Below are 16,775 nucleotides of genomic sequence, written 5' to 3'. Positions count from 1 at the left end.
ATCAATTAATTTTTAAAAAGTTAAATTTTTTCTTGAAGTTAGCCCGACTGTGAGTTTGCGGCTAATTTAGATTTATTTTAAAAAAAGGTTGACAATGATCCTTGTCAGATTTATATTAGAACCAATTTAATCAGGTTAGATTTATCTAATTTAGATTAAGTAAAGCAAACATACCAAGAGGAATAATATGAATCAACAATTACCAGTCATTTTAATTACTGTCATTAGCATCATCGTCATTTAGTAAGACGGGTGCCTTTTAATGATGCCCGTTAGTAATTAAACAAAACGGGCAGTAATTGATATCATCGCCGATCAGGAACTGTCAGCTTCCTGATCGTTTTTTATTTCTTGCCGTGATGAAAAGGAGAAGTTGTATGGGCACATTAAGTTTTTCGATCGATGCTAGTAAACTACAAAAACGAAGTGATGAAATCACCAAAGGGGTCGATCGTGCCCCTGGCCGAAGCCTGCTATACGCTACTGGAATGGTCAAAAGTCCTGAAGATATGGATAAACCTTTTATTGGCATTTGTAATTCCTATATTGAAATCATTCCAGGTCACGTCCACTTACGTGCTTTAGCGGATATCGCCAAAGAAGAAATCCGCAAAGCCGGCGCCATTCCATTTGAATTTAACACCATTGGTGTTGATGATGGGATTGCAATGGGTCATATTGGGATGCGGTATTCACTACCCAGTCGTGAGATTATTGCTGATTCAGCCGAAACCGTGATTAACGCCCACTGGTTTGACGGCGTCTTGTTTATGCCTAACTGTGACAAGATCACTCCTGGTATGCTAATGGCAGCGGCACGGACCAATGTCCCATCCGTTTTCGTTTCCGGGGGACCAATGAAAGCTGGTTTGGATCCAAATGGTAAGGCAATGACTCTTTCAAACATGTTTGAAGCCGTTGGAGCCTTTAAAGATGGTGCCATCACCAAAGAAGAATTCTTGGAAATGGAAATGAACGCTTGTCCAACTTGTGGATCGTGTGCCGGGATGTTTACGGCTAACTCCATGAACTGTTTGATGGAAGTCTTGGGAATGGCCCTGCCATATAATGGAACTGCCCTGGCCATTTCCGAGCAACGAAAAGAATTAGTTCGTCAAGCCGCTCGTCGCGTTGTCGAAGTGGTTAAGGAAAACTTACGTCCACGCGATATTATGACCAAAGAAGCTTTTGATGATCTTTACGCTGCTGATATGGCCATGGGTGGTTCAACTAACACTGTTCTTCACGGATTAGCAGTGGCTCATGAAGCCGGCATTGAGTATACGGAACAAGATATCAACACCATTGCTAAACGCACGCCGCACATTGCTAAAATTGCTCCATCGTCAAGTTGGACCATGGAAGATGTGCATAATGCAGGAGGCATGCCAGCGATTATGAATGAATTAGTTGAACTCGGTGGTGATGTTTTCCATCCGGATCGTCCATCTGTGACTGGTAAAACGATTCGCGAAAACGTAGCTAATCACTATTCAACTAATAAAGAAGTCATTCGACCGGTTGAAAATGCTTACTCAGCCGAAGGGGGCTTATCCGTCCTATACGGTAATATTGCCAAAAAGGGATCCGTCATTAAGTCGGCTGGGGTTGACCCAGACATTAAAGAGTTCACGGGTCGAGCCGTTTGTTTTGATTCCCATGATGAGGCGGTCGAAGGGATTGATAATGGAACCGTCAAGAAAGGCGACGTGGTTGTCATCCGCTATGAAGGTCCTAAAGGTGGTCCCGGGATGCCGGAAATGCTCAATCCAACTTCTGATATTATTGGTCGGGGTCTCGAACGCGATGTCGCCTTAATTACTGATGGGCGCTTCTCAGGAGCCACTCACGGGATTTGTATTGGGCATATTTCACCAGAAGCAGCTTCTGGTGGTGAAATTACCTTAATTAAAGATGGTGATCAAATCCATATTGATTTAACTAAACGAACCCTTGATCTACTGATTTCTGATGAAGAAATGGAAAAACGTCGACAAGAACTTCCACCATTTGAACCAAAGGTTAAGAGTGGTTACTTGGCACGATACCAGGCCTTAGTTACTTCCGCCGATACTGGTGGGGTAATGGTTGGCTATGACGTCTTATCCAAAGTTTCAAATCTGAAAAATTAAATTAACGGAGGTAATTTATGGCTAACTCAACAACGGAATCGATTCAAGATCGGATGATTAAAGCACTTCAAACGGTTATCGATCCAGAATTAGGGATTGACCTCGTTAATCTCGGTCTGATCTATAACGTGGAGTTAGACGATAATGGTAAGGCTACGATTCAAATGACCCTTACGACCATGGGGTGCCCCATATCAGAAGTCCTACAACAAATGATTAAAAGCGCCTTGATGAAAGTTGAGGAAGTGACAGAAGTCGAGATCCAGTTAGTCTGGTATCCGGTCTGGTCACCCGACAAAATGAGTCGATTAGCTAAAATTACCCTTGGTTATCATTAACGGCATTTAGGAGGAAGAGTTCATGAATAAAGTGGTTGCATTTGGAAAATGGTTAAGCAAGTGGTTTACCCTCTTTGTGGTTGTTTGGGCCGTCTTCAATTATTTTTTGCCCAGTGTTTCGGCCCCTTTAGTTCCCAATACTAAATATCTTCTGGGGATTATTCTCTTTGGTATGGGTTTAACCCTTACGGGAAAAGATTTTGAACGAATCGTAAAACGTCCAATCCCTGTTATCATGGGGACGATCGCCCATTACATTATTATGCCGGGCTTAGCTTGGCTATTATGTTTGGTCTTTCAATTAAAGGGAGCGACCGCCGCTGGAGTCATCTTAGTTGGCTCTTGTCCTAGTGGGACTTCTTCAAGTGTGATGGCCTACTTAGCTGGCGGTGATGTGGCTTTAGACGTTTCCATTGAAGCCCTTTCAACCCTACTAGCCCCCTTAGCTTTACCTTCAATCCTGTACTTCTTAGCTGGACGTTACGTTACCGTTCCGGCGCAAAGTTTATTTACCAGCACTTTAGAAATTGTGGTGATTCCAATTATCCTGGGGGTACTGGTTCACACCTTCTTTGGTAAAAAGTTACGTCCTATCTTAGAATTTTTACCGATTGTTTCACAACTAGCTATTCTATTAATCATCGGAGCAGTGGTTTCAGCTAACCACGCCAACATCTTCACTGCTGCTACGGCGATCGTTATTCCAGTCGTGATGCTTCATAACCTCCTTGGTTATAGCTTGGGATACTTATTCTCCCTAGTCCTGAGGCTCCGTCAACCCCAACAAAAGGCCCTTACTTTTGAGGTTGGAATGCAAGATTCTAGCCTAGGGGCTACTCTGGCTTTGGCCTACTTCTCGCCTGCAGCCGCAATTCCATCTACGATTTTCAGTATTTGGCATAATATTTCTGGTTCCGTGCTTTCCTCTTGGTGGAAGAACCATACCAAAGAATCGGTGGAAGAAATGTTGGAAACAGCTTAATAAGCATTTAAAAAAGTCGATGCAGGTGCATCGACTTTTCTATTACATGACTGTCACTGACTTAGCTAAATTCCGTGGTTTATCAACATCATAACCCTTTCCTAAACTGGTGTAATAAGCCAACAGTTGGGCCGGCACAACACTTAGGAGAGGCGTCAAATTATCATCAACATCAGGAATGATAATCGTATCGGTTTCTTGCGCTAAATGCCGTGACACAATCGTAATGGCATTGGCACCGCGAGCAACCGTTTCTTCTAAATTACTCCGGGTCAAACCAGCTGTCTTATCCTGGGTAATAATCCCAATCACCGGGGTACCATCCTCAATTAAGGCAATGGTCCCGTGTTTTAATTCCCCCGAAGCGAAACCTTCTGCTTGCACATAAGAAATTTCCTTAAGTTTCAAAGCCGCTTCAATGGACACTGACCAGTCAATAGCCCGGCCAATGTAAAAGGCATTCCGAGTCTTAGAAAGGAAACGCGAAGCAATTTCTTCAATATCATCCTTACTATCAGTGATCGCTTGCATGCCATTGGCGACCATCCCTAGTTGACTCCGCAAATCAAATTCATCCGCTTCAGGATGCTTTAAGAACTGACCAAGAGCCTTAGCTAACACTGCTTCGACGGCAATCTGAGCAGTATAAGCTTTAGTTGAAGCCACGGCGATTTCCGGACCAGCATGTAAGAGCATCGTGTAGGTTGCTTCGCGAGATAAGGTTGATTTATCAACATTGGTCATCGTTAAACTTGGCCAATGGTTCTCATTCACCTCTACCAGCACTTGGCGACTATCTGCGGTTTCCCCACTTTGCGATAAGAACAAGAAGAACGGATGCTCACTTAACATCGGATGATCGTAGGCAAATTCGGATGAAATATGAACGGTCGTAGGGATGTGAGCATATTTTTCAATCATCCGCGCCCCAACTAAGCCGGCATGATAACTAGTCCCAGCACCAATGATATAGAGATGATCAGCTTTTGCAAGGGCGTCTAGAATGGCCTCGTCTACTTGCGGGTTGCCAGCTTGATCAAAGTATTGACCAACAATCCGCCGCATCACCGCCGGCTGTTCATCAATTTCTTTTAGCATGTAATATGGATAGGCACCCTTATCTGCGGCATCTGCATCCATGTCAACCACGAAACTATCCCGACTACGTTCTTGACCTTCAAAATCTTCAATTTGAATGCGATCGGGTTTCACAATTACTAATTCGTGATCCTCAATTTCCATGAACCGATTTGTTTCTTTCAGCATTGAAATCGCATCTGAACCAACTAAATTATATCCATCTGCTAGCCCAACCAATAGGGGGCTTTTATTTTTGGCAACGAAGAGCGTATCTGGTTCTTCCCGATCCATGAGGACAAAAGCATATGAAGATTCGTTACTGATTAACCGTAAGACCTTTAAGAAGGCTGACTTGGTCGTCATGTGGCTTTCATGAACAAAGTGAGCCACTAATTGAACAATTACTTCCGTATCTGTTTGACTATTTAGTTCCACTTCGCCAAGGTATTCACGTTTTAATTGCTCATAATTTTCAATCACGCCATTGTGAACTAAATAGAAGCGTTTGTCATTAGAAAAGTGTGGATGGGCATTCTTTTCACTAGGTTCCCCATGGGTTGCCCAACGAGTATGTCCAATCCCAGCTTTCCCATGAATATCATCGGTTAAGGCGCTTTCCAGATTCTTAATCCGCCCTTGACGTTTCACTAGGTAATCGTGACCGTCTTGATCATTCACATAAATCCCGGCCGAATCATAGCCCCGGTATTCTAAAGTTTTTAAACCATTAATTAAAATTTCAACACTACGGTCATTTCCCATAACCCCGACAATCCCACACATTTGATTGCCCTCCTAAATTGGTATAGATGTTTAACAATTTACTTTGTTTCACTAAACATTGTAATGATACCGGGTTCGAATACTTATGTCAAATAATCATTCTAAATTGGTCTAGGTGACTTCATAAAATTAAAAAAGATAACCACCCTCATAGGATGATTATCTCATTGGCTTTATAAGACCCGCCGTGCTACTTCTGCAATCTTTGTTACATATTGATGTACTAATTCTTCCGTCGGAGCTTCAGCCATGATCCGTAGTAAAGGCTCCGTCCCACTCGGCCGCACAAGTACCCGTCCGTCACCAGCCATTTCCTGTTCAACCTCATCAATTACCGCTTTTAGTTCCGGATTTGATAGAGCAGCTTGTTTGTCTTGAACCGTAATATTAACTAACTCTTGCGGATAAGTCTTAACCTCGCTCGCGAGCTCGCTTAATGTTTGCCCCGTTGCCTTAACCACCTGCAATAATTGCAAAGCCGTTAGCATCCCGTCACCAGTGGTATTGTGATCCAAGAAAATAATATGTCCCGACTGTTCCCCACCGAGATTATAACCATTGGCCAACATTTCCTCCACGACATAGCGATCACCAACCTTAGTTTTGACGCTTTGCATATCGTGAGCTTCTAATGCCTTGTACATACCAAGATTACTCATTACGGTGGTAACTACCGTATTATGTTTTAAGCGGCCGTTTTGTTCTAAATACCGACCGCAAATATACATGATTTTGTCGCCATCAACCAATTGACCGTGTTCGTCAACGGCAATACAACGATCACCGTCACCATCAAAAGCCAAACCCAAGTCTGCTTCATGCTCCAGCACGGCTTTTTGTAACCCTTCTGGATGAGTTGACCCACAATCTAAATTAGTATTTAATCCGTCGGGTTGATCATTAATCGGAATCAAATCGACGTTTAAATCAGCAAATAAAGGTGAAATAAAGGCACTTGTGGCGCCATTAGCAGCATCGACCACTACTTTTAAACCACTTAAGTCCGTTGAGATCGTTTGTTCTAAGAAAGAAGTATACTTGAGGGATCCTTCCAAGTAGTCATCGACCATCCCCAAACCATCAGCAGAAGGTCGTGGTAATTCATCAACCGGAGCATCGAGCAATTGTTCAATTTCATATTCTAAGTCATCAGATAGCTTAAACCCATCGGCACCAAAGTATTTGATCCCATTATATTCAATTGGATTATGCGAGGCGGTGATCATTACACCAGCGTCCGCTTCTTGGGCCCGTACTAGATAAGCTACCCCCGGGGTTGTGACCACTCCTAGGCGTAAAACTTCAATTCCCACAGATAATAAACCTGCCACCAAAGCGTTTTCCAGCATTTGGCCTGAAATCCGCGTATCCCGGGCTACCAGCACTTGGGGCTGTTTCCGTTCGGAATGGCGGGTTAAAACGTAACCACCAGCTCGACCAACTTGAAAAGCCAGTTCCGGGCTCAAATCTTGGTTGGCAACTCCTCGCACCCCATCAGTACCAAAATATTTTAAATCCATTTTCTTATCTAATCTCCATTTCTTTACTTATCACTACTAGATGAACTTGCGGAACTCGAACTAGTCGAAGAACTCGATTCGCTAGCGCTGACCGCCGAACTTGATGAGCTAGTGTTATCAGAATCACTAGCTTGACTACTACTAGACTGATCATCCGCACTCACGGGAACGGTAACAGAAATTGTCCCTGGCGTAACCACAACATTTAGGGCTTTTCCATTTTTGTCAACTGCTTGTAAGGTGACCTGCTGATGTAAAGTCGCAGTCGTATTTTTAGGGACCTTCACATAGGCGATAACCTGCGATACTTGTTGGACTTCACTGCGCGCTCCAGTAACCTGAACGGTATCTAAAGCTGGTTTAGCATTGCCCAGCTTGTAATCACCATCTAAAGATGTATTGCTAAGCTGTACTTTCACACTAGCAGTAATCGTACTCCGTGGTTCAATGTTAACGGTAATTTTAGCAGGGTTAACCGTCGCTTTAACATTGGAATTTAAACCACTTGTTTTTACTTTTACCGTATGTTCACCAGCCGTTAAATCACTCAAATTAATGTAGGCTTTAAAGTTTTGGGTATTAACGGATGTCGTTACTAGGGCCGATGGACCAGTTAATTTCACTTTAACAAATTGTGGATAGCCGGTAACCACATATTTGTCAGTATTAGCATTTACTGTTAAGGGAATTTTAACGGTCGTCGATTTCGATGAGTTCAAAATACTAGTACTATTATCGTTATTGCCCCGCGTCGTCTGCCGTAAAAAGCCATCACTGCCACCATTAACATATAAGAAAAGCACGATCGCCAAAATCAAGGAAACAATTCGCAAAAATATCGGTCGAGTCCACAGACTCTTTTGATTATTTTTCATGACGACCTCCTTTCCCCCGCAGAAGCAATAAGAAACGCGTCAGCAAATTACTAACTGGCTGGCTTTCCGATCGGTATAAGTTGGCCCGCATAAACTTAAGATAATTGTCTCGAGTCATCCCTCGCAATAATTCATTATCTTTCGTAAAGGATACCTCACCCGTCTCTTCAGAAATAACAATGGTCAAGGCATCCGTCACTTCACTAATTCCAACAGCTGCCCGATGTCTAGTTCCCAATTCTTTCGGAATTAATTTACTGTCGGAAAGGGGTAAATAAGCAGCCGCCACCGCAATTCGACCATCTTTAATGATTACCGCTCCGTCATGCAGGGGCGTATTCGGAATGAAGGTATTGATCAGCAAGGCTGAAGTTACGTCAGCATCCATTGGAATCCCAGTTTCAATATACTCTTCCAGTCCAGTCCCCATTTCGATCGTGATTAAAGCTCCAATCCGTCGTTTTGACATATATTGGATCGCCTGGTCTATCTGCGTGATCATATGCTCTTCGGCTTCATTTTCCGTTCGATTCCGGGTGAAAAAGGAGCCGCGCCCAATGTGTTCTAGTCCTCGGCGAATTTCTGGTTGGAAAATGACCACAATGGCGATGACCCCCCAGTTAATAACTTGATCCATCACCCATGAAACCGTACTAAGGCCACAGTACCAACTAATAATCTTTAAAATGATGATCACTAGTATTCCTTTAAATAGTTGAACGGCCCGGGTTCCTTGAATCAAGACGATCAATTCATAGATAAAGAACCAAATTAAAAGTATATCAATTAAACTGGCCACATTATGCCAGGTTAAAAGGCTGGCTAACCAATCCATATTTTTCTCCCTTCATCGAATCAGTCTCGTCCGATGATTCTAACTTCCGTTTCCAAGGATACACCAAACTTAGCTTGTACCGTTGCTTGCACATGATGAATCACTTCCAAATAATCAGTGGCTGTGGCTTGGCCAATATTAACAATAAAGCCGGCATGTTTTTTAGAAACTTGCGCGCCACCCACTGTGTATCCTTGTAATCCCGCATCATGAATTAACTTTCCTGCATAATAGCCTTCCGGCCGTTTGAAGACACTCCCACAAGATGGTAAGTCTAGAGGTTGTTTGTCAGCTCGCCGTTGATTTAAATCATCCATCATTGCCGAGATCACTTCTTGATCACCAGTTTTCAAGCTAAAAGTAGCCGATAAAACGATTGAGTCAGTGTCTTGGACACTACTATGTCGATAACCAAAGTCGAGTTCTTCATGCGTTAGAGTGGTCACTTCTCCAACCGGACTAATGACAGTTGCTGATTGAATCACATCTTTAGTTTCGCCCCCATACGCTCCTGCATTCATGAAGACGGCTCCACCGATACTACCTGGAATGCCGGCAGCAAATTCTAAACCAGTTAGGGCATGATCGCGAGCCACCTTAGTCGTTTCGATATAAGATGCACCCGCTTGATCAATAACTTGTTCGCCCGAAACCTGAATTTGATTCATCTTCGTTAAAATTAATACTAAGCCAGCAATGCCACCTTCTTTAACGATTAAGTTACTAGCATTACCAAGTACTGTTAATGGTAAATGTTGCTTATTAGCATAGCGTACTAAAACTTGGACTTCTTCAACGGTTTGCGGAAAAGCCACCCAGTCGGCCGGGCCACCCGTTTTCGTATAAGTATATTGATCAAGCCGGTCATTCGCTTTGATTTCAATTGTCGGGAATAAACTAGTAAGATTTTCCATTATCTGTCCTCCCCCTTATTTTCAGTTACACACGTAAAATTATATCATCAAACGTAGGAAAATTATCTATCAATTGCATTTCCCCCTGAAAGTCTATAAAATCGATACTAATAAATACTAGGAAAGGAGTTTCTCAATGGACTTCGTTGCTTACGATTTTGAGACGGCCAATAACTATCGTTTCTCTGCTTGCTCTTTAGCTTTGATTGTTGTCAGAAACAATCAAATTACTGATGAATTGTATAGTTTAATTAATCCGCAAACTAACTTTGCTTGGCGCAACGTGGCAATTCATGGAATTCACGAAGCTGATGTGGCTGACTCACCTACCTTTGACGAGCTATGGCCTCACTTAAAGAGTTTTTTTACTCCCGACCAACTGGTGATTGCTCATAATGCACAATTTGATAATAGTGTTTTGAAACACGCTTTACAACACTATGACCTACCGGTACCAACCTTTAAAAGTCTTGATACCGTCCGGACCAGTCGAAAATTATCACCAGAACTAATTAACCATAAACTTGATACGGTCTCACAAGCCTATCAAATTGACCTGCATCATCATCATAATGCCTTAGATGATGCCCATGCCTGCGCTGAAATCTTGATCCATCAAGTTAACAATTTTGGTATTGAAGCAATTCGACCATTTATTAAATCTGTATAAACAATGGAGGTTGAGAAGAATTTTTTCTTCATCAACCTCCATTTTACTTTTCCCCGCTTTAATTGGTAAATTCCATTAAAATCGTCGGTTGCTGATTACCAGTTGTATCCGTAATCTCCGTTTCACCAGTTATTGCAAAACCATAATGTTGGTACAGCCTTAACGCTCGGGAATTACTCTTAAATACATCCAAAACTAGATGCTCCAAAGGGGCATAGTTTTGATGCCAATACAGCGCTTCATCAATTAATAATGATCCAATTCCTTGATGCCAGTAATCTTTTAAAACCACAATTCCCAGTTCGCCGGCCTGTTGATGATCAGGTAGTGGCATAATTGTCAGCATACCAATCACCTCAGCTTCAAGGCATGCTAGTAAAACCAAGGCATCACCTTGTTGCGCGATGGTCTTTAAATTGAGGGCTTCGACGGACTCATTAACGGATTCAAGGTGTGGAATTAAGATGACATTAGTTTCCTGGGCCGCTTGTCTTAAGAAACTTAAAACTCGTTTCGCATCCGTTTGGTCAGCTAATTTCAAAGTAACTTGTTCATCACTCATGTTCGACAAGCTCCTTTACTACTTGATCAAAATGGTCTCCATGCGGTTCCAAAGTAACGGAGCGCACTTCTTCGCCAGCCTGATCACAACGGTTAAAGGTGATTGCTAAATACTCTGATGGCAGCTCATCAGCAACAAATTCAGCCCATTCCACCACACTGATTCCATCGCCTTCAAAATACTCTTCTAAGCCTAAATCTTCACCACCACCTGTTTCCAACCGATAAACATCCATATGATATAATGGCAACCGCCCATCTAAGTATTCTCGAATAATGGTAAAAGTGGGACTTTTAATCACCCGTTGAATTCCTAAACCTTTGGCAATTCCCTTGGTAAAGGTGGTCTTTCCTGCCCCTAAATCTCCATTTAAAACAATCACATCTCCAGCAATTAACAATGGCGCTAAGCGTTCACCTAGCGCCATTGTCTGAGCTGGATTATTTAATCCAATTGTCGCCATCTTAATCTTCCAAAGCTTGAGCTGCGGTAATCAAGGCAACTTTGTATACTTCGTCTTCATTGGTCCCCCGTGACAAGTCTGCCACAGGAGCATTAAGACCTTGCAAAATTGGGCCCACCGCTTCAAAGCCACCAAACCGTTGGGCGATTTTGTAACCAATATTACCTGCTTCCAGACTTGGGAAGACAAAGACATTCGCATGCCCAGCCACCTTGGAATCTGGTGCTTTACGTTCCCCAACTGATGGTACAAAAGCCGCATCAAATTGTAATTCGCCGTCCACTGGATAATCAATCTTAGCTTGAGCTAGCTTAGTTGCTTCAGCGACTTTGGTAACCATTTCACCAGCAGCCGAACCCTTAGTCGAGAAACTCAACATGGCAACTCGCGGTTCCAAACCGAACATGTGCGCCGTTTCCGCACTTTGGGCAGCTACTTCAGCCATGGTTTCAGCATCTAGTTCGATATTAATAGCACAGTCAGCAAAGATATACCGTTCATCACCCTTTTGCATGATAAAGGCACCGCTAATTCGCTTGTTACCAGGTTTCGTTTTAATGATTTGTAATGCCGGCCGGACCGTGTCACCAGTTGGGTGAACCGCTCCTGATACCATCCCATCTACTTTCCCCATGTAAACTAACATAGTGGCAAAGTAACTTACATCCTTCAACATTTGATCAACTTGTTCGGAAGTGTTTTTCCCATTCCGCCGTTCTAACAATGCATCATGCATGGTCTTTAAATCGTCAGCTGGATATTGAGTTGGATCCAAGGTCTCAAGCGCTGATAAATCCCAGCCATGCGCTTGGGCTACTTGAGTCATTTTATCTTGGTTACCTAATAATAATGGAGTCACTAAGCCATCCGCTTGTAGACGCACGGCGGCCCCCATTACTCGTTCATCTTCCCCTTCTGGAAAGACAATCGTTTTGTTTTTGCCTTTTAATTGATCAGCTAAATTTTGAAAAATATCCATTAATTTTATCCTCCAAGCCTATTCAGTAACGTTCATTGGTAACTGCCAATCGATGGGCTCCACTCCCCACGACTGCAGAGCCAGATTAGCTCTCGAGAAAGGACGTGACCCAAAGAAACCACGATAAGCAGACAATGGACTTGGGTGCGCAGATGTGATGACATAATTGCGGTTTAAATCTATCAGGCGTTCCTTTGCCTGGGCCGAGCGTCCCCACAAGATAAAAATCACTGGTTGTGGTCGTTGAGAAAGGGCTTGAATCGCTGCATCAGTGATCGTCTCCCAGCCCATTCCCCGATGTGAGTTAGCTTGACCTGATCGAACGGTGAGGACCGCATTTAAAAGTAAGACTCCCTGATCAGCCCATGACTTTAAATATCCATGATGAACCGGTTGGACACCAACATCGGTGGCTAATTCCTGATAAATATTTTTCAGCGACGGCGGTAACGGCACCCCCGGTCGTACTGAAAAACTACACCCATGTGCTTGACCAGGACCATGATAAGGGTCTTGCCCTAATATCACGACTTTGACTTGACTGTAAGGAGTCCAGCGAAAAGCATTGAAAATATCTTCTGCTGGTGGATACACTGTCTGAGTCTGGTATTCATTTATCAGAAATTCCCGTAATTGCTGGTAGGCAGGCGCTTCAAAAACATTTTTAAGGACCGGCCACCAGTCATTATGGATAAGCTCTTGCATCTTCGTCACCTCTGTTTTATTTTACCATAAGGTACGGTGACTGTTTACCTGCATTTCATGATGAAGCCTGCTAAAATAGGTATGTAAGCAATTTCTGCGAGGAGGTTTTCAGGATGCAAAAATTATACTTACCTGACCACCAAGCTAATGAAGCCGCTACTTCGGTAATTTTAACGGACAACGGTCGTCAACGATATCTCCTGACGGGAAAAAACGGTCTTCGTAGTAATCATCTAGAAGTTCAAAATCTCCAAGGAACCGTTTTAGCTGCTGCCCACCAACTGGGGTGGGGCTTGCGTTCCAAATATCAACTCATTAATAACCAGCAACCAGTTGGGACTATCACTAAACCATTTGGGATTATGCCCGAAGTCCGCTATGTCAGTGGCCTCAATTGGGTTATCATTGGCAACGCTTTAAATAATCATTACCGCGTCTTTCGGACAGGACGACTGGTCTTTATGATGCAACCAATGATTTTATCTGATACTACATATTATGAATTGGCGATTACCAACGAAGCTGACGAACCCTTAGCCATCCTAATTGCAACCCTTGTTAACCGTTGGCAAAGAAAATATCGCCGACTACCTGGCAAACTGTACAAACCGAGTTTGAATGGGCCGGCGCTTGGCTACTCATACCAATTAAAAACAGGAGCAAACCGGACTCGCTGCTAATGCAGCTTGTACCGTTTGCTCCTTTTTAATAGTGTTTTAATACCCGTTCAATTTGGCGATCTTGTTCCCGCTTCTTAATATCATTTCGCTTATCATATTCATGTTTACCCTTGGCGACTCCTAACAAAACCTTGGCATAACCATGTTTAAGATACATTTTCAACGGTACTAGGGTAATCCCTTTTACACTTATCTCACCCCGAATTTTTTTCAATTCTTTTTTATGTAAAAGTAACTTTCGATTGCGTAAGGGATCATGATTAAAAATATTTCCGCCAGCATATTCGCTAATGTGAACGTTCATTAACCACAATTCATCACGATGAAACTGCGCATACCCATCTTTTAAATTAACCCGCCGGTCACGAATCGATTTAATTTCCGTTCCAGTTAATACTAACCCCGCCTCATAAGTATCCGTCACGGCATAATCGTGACGGGCTTTTTTATTTTGTGCCACGAGATTTTCATGATTTGACTGATGCTGTTTTGCCATGACGACTCCTTTCATTAATGGCGACGACGCCGGTCGCGTTTTTGTGGTCCATCATCATGCGGTCGATGTCTAGCTTGACCACGATTGATTTGGCGGTTATTCCGATTCCCATTATCCCGATTCCGAGAGCTATGAGTGTTCCGTGGTCCACGCCGACCACCACGGCGATCATCCGCCTTGGGTACCCGTAGTTTAGTAACGGGAGCTTCGCGAGGATTAACCAACTCAAAGTCCACTTCCCGCAAGTCTTTATCAACACGAAGTAACTTCACTTTTACCGGTTGACCAATTTGAAAAATATGATGGTGACTCCGACCAACCAAAGCCATATGTTTTTCAACATATTCGTAGAAATCATCCTTCATCACACTAATGTGAATTAGGCCTTCTACCGTATTAGGTAAGGAAACAAATAATCCAAATTTCATCACCGATGAGACGACCGCATCAAAGGTTTCTCCAACGTGATCTTCCATATATTCTGCTTTTTTCAGGCTATCAACGTCGCGTTCCGTATCAATCCCACGCCGTTCCGTGACTGATGTGTGTTCAGCAATCTCACTTAATCGATCGCGATATTTAGCTTTGGCTTCCTCACCCTTACCATGGTCGTAATACCATTTAATTAAACGGTGGACCGTAGTATCAGGGTATCGACGTATTGGCGAGGTGAAGTGGGTATAGTATTGAGCACCTAAACCAAAATGACCGCGTTCTTCATCAGAATACTTGGCTTGTTGCATACTCCGAAGCATCATGACTTGCACCATCTGCTCTTCAGGGGTACCAGCAACATCTTTTAAAACGTTTTGGAGCATTTTAGGTTGAACATTATTTAAGTCCCCCTTCATTTGGATCCCAAAGACACTCAAAAACTCCGCAAAATTCCGAATCCGTTCACTATCTGGATGCTCATGGATCCGATATAAGAATGGCACATGCATTTGATCATAATGCTTTGCTACCGTTTCATTAGCTGCCAGCATAAATGATTCAATCATTCGCTCCGATAATCCCCGCTCCCGGACCTCAATATCAATTGGGTGTCCAAAATCATCCACGATAATCTTAGCTTCTGGCGCTTCAAAATCAATCGCTCCCCGATGCTGCCGATGTTTTAAGAGAATCCGATGCAAATCCGCCATCGTTTCAAACATTGGGACTAAATCTTGATATTCAGCTCGTGTTTTTTCATCATGGGATTCTAAAATTAAGTTGACGGCTTTATATGTCATCCGGGCATGGGAACGAATCACGCTAGGGAATATCTTATGGTTAACCACATTTCCCTGTGGATCAATTTCCATTTCACAACTCATCGCCAAGCGTTCTTCATTCGGATTTAATGAACAAATCCCGTTGGAAAGTTTCTTGGGAAGCATTGGAATAACTCGATCAGTCAAATAGACTGACGTACCACGGCGATAAGCTTCTTCATCGAGTGGGGTCCCCGGACGGACATAATGACTTACGTCCGCAATGTGGACTCCTAGATGATAATTTCCATTATCTAATCGCCAAGCTACCACCGCATCATCTAGATCTTTAGATTCAATACTGTCAATCGTAATCAAAGGCTGATCCGTTAAGTCTGGACGCCCTAATTTTTCTTCTGGTTGAACCGTTTCTGGAATTAAATCGGCTTGCGCTAAAGCTTCCTCAGGGAATTCATGAGGAACATCATGCGCATAAACCACGGATAAAATATCAACACCCGGTTCATCTTTATTCCCCACAACTTCCATTGCCGGCCCTGTCATGACCTGAGGAGCATCATCGTTAGGATAAGTAGCGATCGTTCCGGTGACGACATCATTATCCTGGGGATTAATCCCTTGATCAGTAACGTAAAATTTATAATTAGCTAGCTTTTTGTCTTTAAGGATAATTTCACCAATAAAATTCCCCATCGTGAGGTGTTTAAATTCCCCCACTACTCGCGTGTAGCTGTGCGTAATAATTTCCGTTACTTGTCCTTCTGGTCCTTGCTCCTTACCGTTGCCAGGACGCAGGATTTTGACGACGACCTCATCCCCATTGAGTGCATGCATTGTATGATCGGCATTTACATATACATCGGCTTGATTTTCATCATAAGCAACAAATCCGAATCCTTTGGGATTACCATGAAAAATCCCCGTAACCTGTTGGGGTTGCGCTACTGCTTTAAATTCACCCAGGTCGGTGACTTCTACTTTACCTTCACGTTCTAATTGGGCCAGCATTTGAATTAAAGAGGTGAATTCATCGGCCGAATTCATTCCTAGATTACTACCGAGGGTTTCGGCTGCAAAGCCTTGATTGCTATGAGCTTGTAAATATTGTAAAATTTGTTCTTTTATTTCCGCCATAATATTCCTTTCATGATGAAAAGACCTCCCAGATGTGCTAGGAGGCCTTTAGTGATGAATTAGTGTGATGATACAAAAACGAGCGCTAGCGCTAAGGCAAAGAAAGCGAAGCCAAAAATGGTCGTCGCAATTTGCATAACCGCTTCAAAGCCTCGTACTTTACGACGGGCAAACAAATCACCGCCACTACCTGAAAAGGCAGACATGGCATCATTGTCGTTTTTAGCCGGTTGCATCATAACGCAAGCAATCAACACTACACAATCAATTAAGAAGAGGGTCATTAAAGTATTTTGCACAATGTTTCCTCCAATTTTATTCGACCTATAACCACCTAATCATAACACACTCTTAGCGTTTTGGCTATGATCCCATCTCATGCGTATCTGTCAAGTTTTCATAGGTTAACC

The 16,775-nt window shown here is 43.0% G+C and carries 17 protein-coding genes; 5 read left to right on the top strand and 12 right to left on the bottom strand.

Annotated elements, in window-relative coordinates; genetic code table 11:
• Positions 1 to 377 precede the first annotated feature (377 nt).
• Genes ilvD through FC60_RS05430 form a run of 3 tightly spaced genes read left to right on the top strand, consistent with a single transcriptional unit; the run spans position 378 to position 3,452 of the window.
• Positions 378 to 2,132, top strand: a complete 1,755-nt coding sequence (gene ilvD, locus FC60_RS05440) for a dihydroxy-acid dehydratase (protein ID WP_056937428.1) — start codon at positions 378 to 380, stop codon at positions 2,130 to 2,132.
• 17 nt (positions 2,133 to 2,149) lie between these two features.
• Positions 2,150 to 2,470, top strand: coding sequence for a metal-sulfur cluster assembly factor (locus tag FC60_RS05435; RefSeq protein WP_056937427.1), 321 nt, complete (start codon positions 2,150 to 2,152; stop codon positions 2,468 to 2,470).
• Between the two features lie 22 nt (positions 2,471 to 2,492).
• Positions 2,493 to 3,452: a bile acid:sodium symporter family protein gene (locus FC60_RS05430; RefSeq protein ID WP_007122593.1), complete on the top strand. Its 960-nt coding sequence runs from the start codon at positions 2,493 to 2,495 to the stop codon at positions 3,450 to 3,452.
• 42 nt (positions 3,453 to 3,494) lie between these two features.
• Here FC60_RS05430 and glmS read toward each other — a convergent pair whose 3' ends face one another.
• The 5 genes from glmS to murB form a co-directional block, all read right to left on the bottom strand.
• Complete coding sequence (gene glmS, locus FC60_RS05425; protein ID WP_056937426.1) at positions 3,495 to 5,315, bottom strand: glutamine--fructose-6-phosphate transaminase (isomerizing); 1,821 nt, start codon at positions 5,313 to 5,315, stop codon at positions 3,495 to 3,497.
• Positions 5,316 to 5,488: 173 nt separating this feature from the next.
• On the bottom strand, positions 5,489 to 6,835 hold the full coding sequence (glmM, locus tag FC60_RS05420; protein WP_056937425.1) for a phosphoglucosamine mutase: 1,347 nt from the start codon (positions 6,833 to 6,835) through the stop codon (positions 5,489 to 5,491).
• Positions 6,836 to 6,858: 23 nt separating this feature from the next.
• Complete coding sequence (locus FC60_RS05415; RefSeq protein WP_056937424.1) at positions 6,859 to 7,710, bottom strand: CdaR family protein; 852 nt, start codon at positions 7,708 to 7,710, stop codon at positions 6,859 to 6,861.
• Entirely contained in the window at positions 7,700 to 8,545 is an 846-nt protein-coding gene (cdaA, locus tag FC60_RS05410; protein ID WP_056937423.1) for a diadenylate cyclase CdaA, read from the bottom strand. Before cdaA ends, FC60_RS05415 begins: the two co-directional genes overlap by 11 nt.
• 20 nt (positions 8,546 to 8,565) lie before the next feature.
• A complete protein-coding gene (murB, locus tag FC60_RS05405) occupies positions 8,566 to 9,459 on the bottom strand; it encodes a UDP-N-acetylmuramate dehydrogenase (RefSeq protein WP_056937422.1) in 894 nt (297 codons plus the stop codon).
• Between the two features lie 136 nt (positions 9,460 to 9,595).
• Here murB and FC60_RS05400 point away from each other — a divergent pair, with 136 nt between their 5' ends.
• Positions 9,596 to 10,129, top strand: coding sequence for a 3'-5' exonuclease (locus tag FC60_RS05400; RefSeq protein WP_056937421.1), 534 nt, complete (start codon positions 9,596 to 9,598; stop codon positions 10,127 to 10,129).
• A gap of 58 nt (positions 10,130 to 10,187) precedes the next feature.
• On the opposite strand, the gene FC60_RS05395 is transcribed toward FC60_RS05400, so the two are convergent.
• Genes FC60_RS05395 through FC60_RS05380 form a run of 4 tightly spaced genes read right to left on the bottom strand, consistent with a single transcriptional unit; the run spans position 10,188 to position 12,838 of the window.
• On the bottom strand, positions 10,188 to 10,691 hold the full coding sequence (locus FC60_RS05395) for a GNAT family N-acetyltransferase (RefSeq protein WP_056937420.1): 504 nt from the start codon (positions 10,689 to 10,691) through the stop codon (positions 10,188 to 10,190).
• The gene (gene tsaE, locus FC60_RS05390; protein ID WP_056937419.1) at positions 10,684 to 11,154 is read right to left on the bottom strand and encodes a tRNA (adenosine(37)-N6)-threonylcarbamoyltransferase complex ATPase subunit type 1 TsaE; all 471 of its coding nucleotides are present in this window, start codon (positions 11,152 to 11,154) and stop codon (positions 10,684 to 10,686) included. The genes FC60_RS05395 and tsaE overlap by 8 nt, the downstream gene beginning before the upstream one ends.
• Before the next feature lies 1 nt (position 11,155).
• The gene (gene pta / locus FC60_RS05385) at positions 11,156 to 12,133 is read right to left on the bottom strand and encodes a phosphate acetyltransferase (protein ID WP_056937418.1); all 978 of its coding nucleotides are present in this window, start codon (positions 12,131 to 12,133) and stop codon (positions 11,156 to 11,158) included.
• An 18-nt stretch (positions 12,134 to 12,151) separates the two neighbouring features.
• Positions 12,152 to 12,838, bottom strand: a complete 687-nt coding sequence (locus tag FC60_RS05380; protein WP_056937417.1) for a uracil-DNA glycosylase — start codon at positions 12,836 to 12,838, stop codon at positions 12,152 to 12,154.
• 113 nt (positions 12,839 to 12,951) lie between these two features.
• Between FC60_RS05380 and FC60_RS05375 the strand changes: the two genes are divergently transcribed.
• On the top strand, positions 12,952 to 13,518 hold the full coding sequence (locus FC60_RS05375; protein ID WP_056937416.1) for an LURP-one-related/scramblase family protein: 567 nt from the start codon (positions 12,952 to 12,954) through the stop codon (positions 13,516 to 13,518).
• Between the two features lie 25 nt (positions 13,519 to 13,543).
• On the opposite strand, the gene smpB is transcribed toward FC60_RS05375, so the two are convergent.
• Genes smpB through secG form a run of 3 tightly spaced genes read right to left on the bottom strand, consistent with a single transcriptional unit; the run spans position 13,544 to position 16,664 of the window.
• Positions 13,544 to 14,014, bottom strand: a complete 471-nt coding sequence (gene smpB, locus FC60_RS05370; RefSeq protein ID WP_056937415.1) for an SsrA-binding protein SmpB — start codon at positions 14,012 to 14,014, stop codon at positions 13,544 to 13,546.
• Between the two features lie 14 nt (positions 14,015 to 14,028).
• Positions 14,029 to 16,365 carry a ribonuclease R gene (rnr, locus tag FC60_RS05365; RefSeq protein ID WP_056937414.1) on the bottom strand — a complete coding sequence of 779 codons (2,337 nt, stop codon included), beginning with the start codon at positions 16,363 to 16,365 and terminating at the stop codon, positions 14,029 to 14,031.
• A gap of 59 nt (positions 16,366 to 16,424) precedes the next feature.
• Positions 16,425 to 16,664 (bottom strand): preprotein translocase subunit SecG, encoded by a 240-nt coding sequence (gene secG, locus FC60_RS05360; RefSeq protein ID WP_040468719.1) that lies wholly within the window; start codon positions 16,662 to 16,664, stop codon positions 16,425 to 16,427.
• Positions 16,665 to 16,775: the final 111 nt, after the last annotated feature.

Origin of the sequence: Limosilactobacillus gastricus DSM 16045, assembly GCF_001434365.1 — a bacterium.
Taxonomy (GTDB): Bacteria; Bacillota; Bacilli; order Lactobacillales; family Lactobacillaceae; genus Limosilactobacillus; species Limosilactobacillus gastricus.
This window is presented reverse-complemented; position numbering and strand designations above follow the sequence as displayed.

Bases quoted from the DNA above. Each gene is read 5' to 3' on its own strand.
- ilvD (WP_056937428.1), top strand. From the start codon at position 378: ATGGGCACATTAAGTTTTTCGATCGATGCTAGTAAACTACAAAAACGA.
- FC60_RS05415 (WP_056937424.1), bottom strand. From the start codon at position 7,710: ATGAAAAATAATCAAAAGAGTCTGTGGACTCGACCGATATTTTTGCGA.
- FC60_RS05395 (WP_056937420.1), bottom strand. From the start codon at position 10,691: ATGAGTGATGAACAAGTTACTTTGAAATTAGCTGACCAAACGGATGCG.
- FC60_RS05435 (WP_056937427.1), top strand. From the start codon at position 2,150: ATGGCTAACTCAACAACGGAATCGATTCAAGATCGGATGATTAAAGCA.
- glmS (WP_056937426.1), bottom strand. From the start codon at position 5,315: ATGTGTGGGATTGTCGGGGTTATGGGAAATGACCGTAGTGTTGAAATT.
- FC60_RS05375 (WP_056937416.1), top strand. From the start codon at position 12,952: ATGCAAAAATTATACTTACCTGACCACCAAGCTAATGAAGCCGCTACT.
- FC60_RS05430 (WP_007122593.1), top strand. From the start codon at position 2,493: ATGAATAAAGTGGTTGCATTTGGAAAATGGTTAAGCAAGTGGTTTACC.
- cdaA (WP_056937423.1), bottom strand. From the start codon at position 8,545: ATGGATTGGTTAGCCAGCCTTTTAACCTGGCATAATGTGGCCAGTTTA.
- tsaE (WP_056937419.1), bottom strand. From the start codon at position 11,154: ATGGCGACAATTGGATTAAATAATCCAGCTCAGACAATGGCGCTAGGT.
- smpB (WP_056937415.1), bottom strand. From the start codon at position 14,014: ATGGCAAAACAGCATCAGTCAAATCATGAAAATCTCGTGGCACAAAAT.
- FC60_RS05380 (WP_056937417.1), bottom strand. From the start codon at position 12,838: ATGCAAGAGCTTATCCATAATGACTGGTGGCCGGTCCTTAAAAATGTT.
- pta (WP_056937418.1), bottom strand. From the start codon at position 12,133: ATGGATATTTTTCAAAATTTAGCTGATCAATTAAAAGGCAAAAACAAA.
- FC60_RS05400 (WP_056937421.1), top strand. From the start codon at position 9,596: ATGGACTTCGTTGCTTACGATTTTGAGACGGCCAATAACTATCGTTTC.
- rnr (WP_056937414.1), bottom strand. From the start codon at position 16,365: ATGGCGGAAATAAAAGAACAAATTTTACAATATTTACAAGCTCATAGC.
- glmM (WP_056937425.1), bottom strand. From the start codon at position 6,835: ATGGATTTAAAATATTTTGGTACTGATGGGGTGCGAGGAGTTGCCAAC.
- murB (WP_056937422.1), bottom strand. From the start codon at position 9,459: ATGGAAAATCTTACTAGTTTATTCCCGACAATTGAAATCAAAGCGAAT.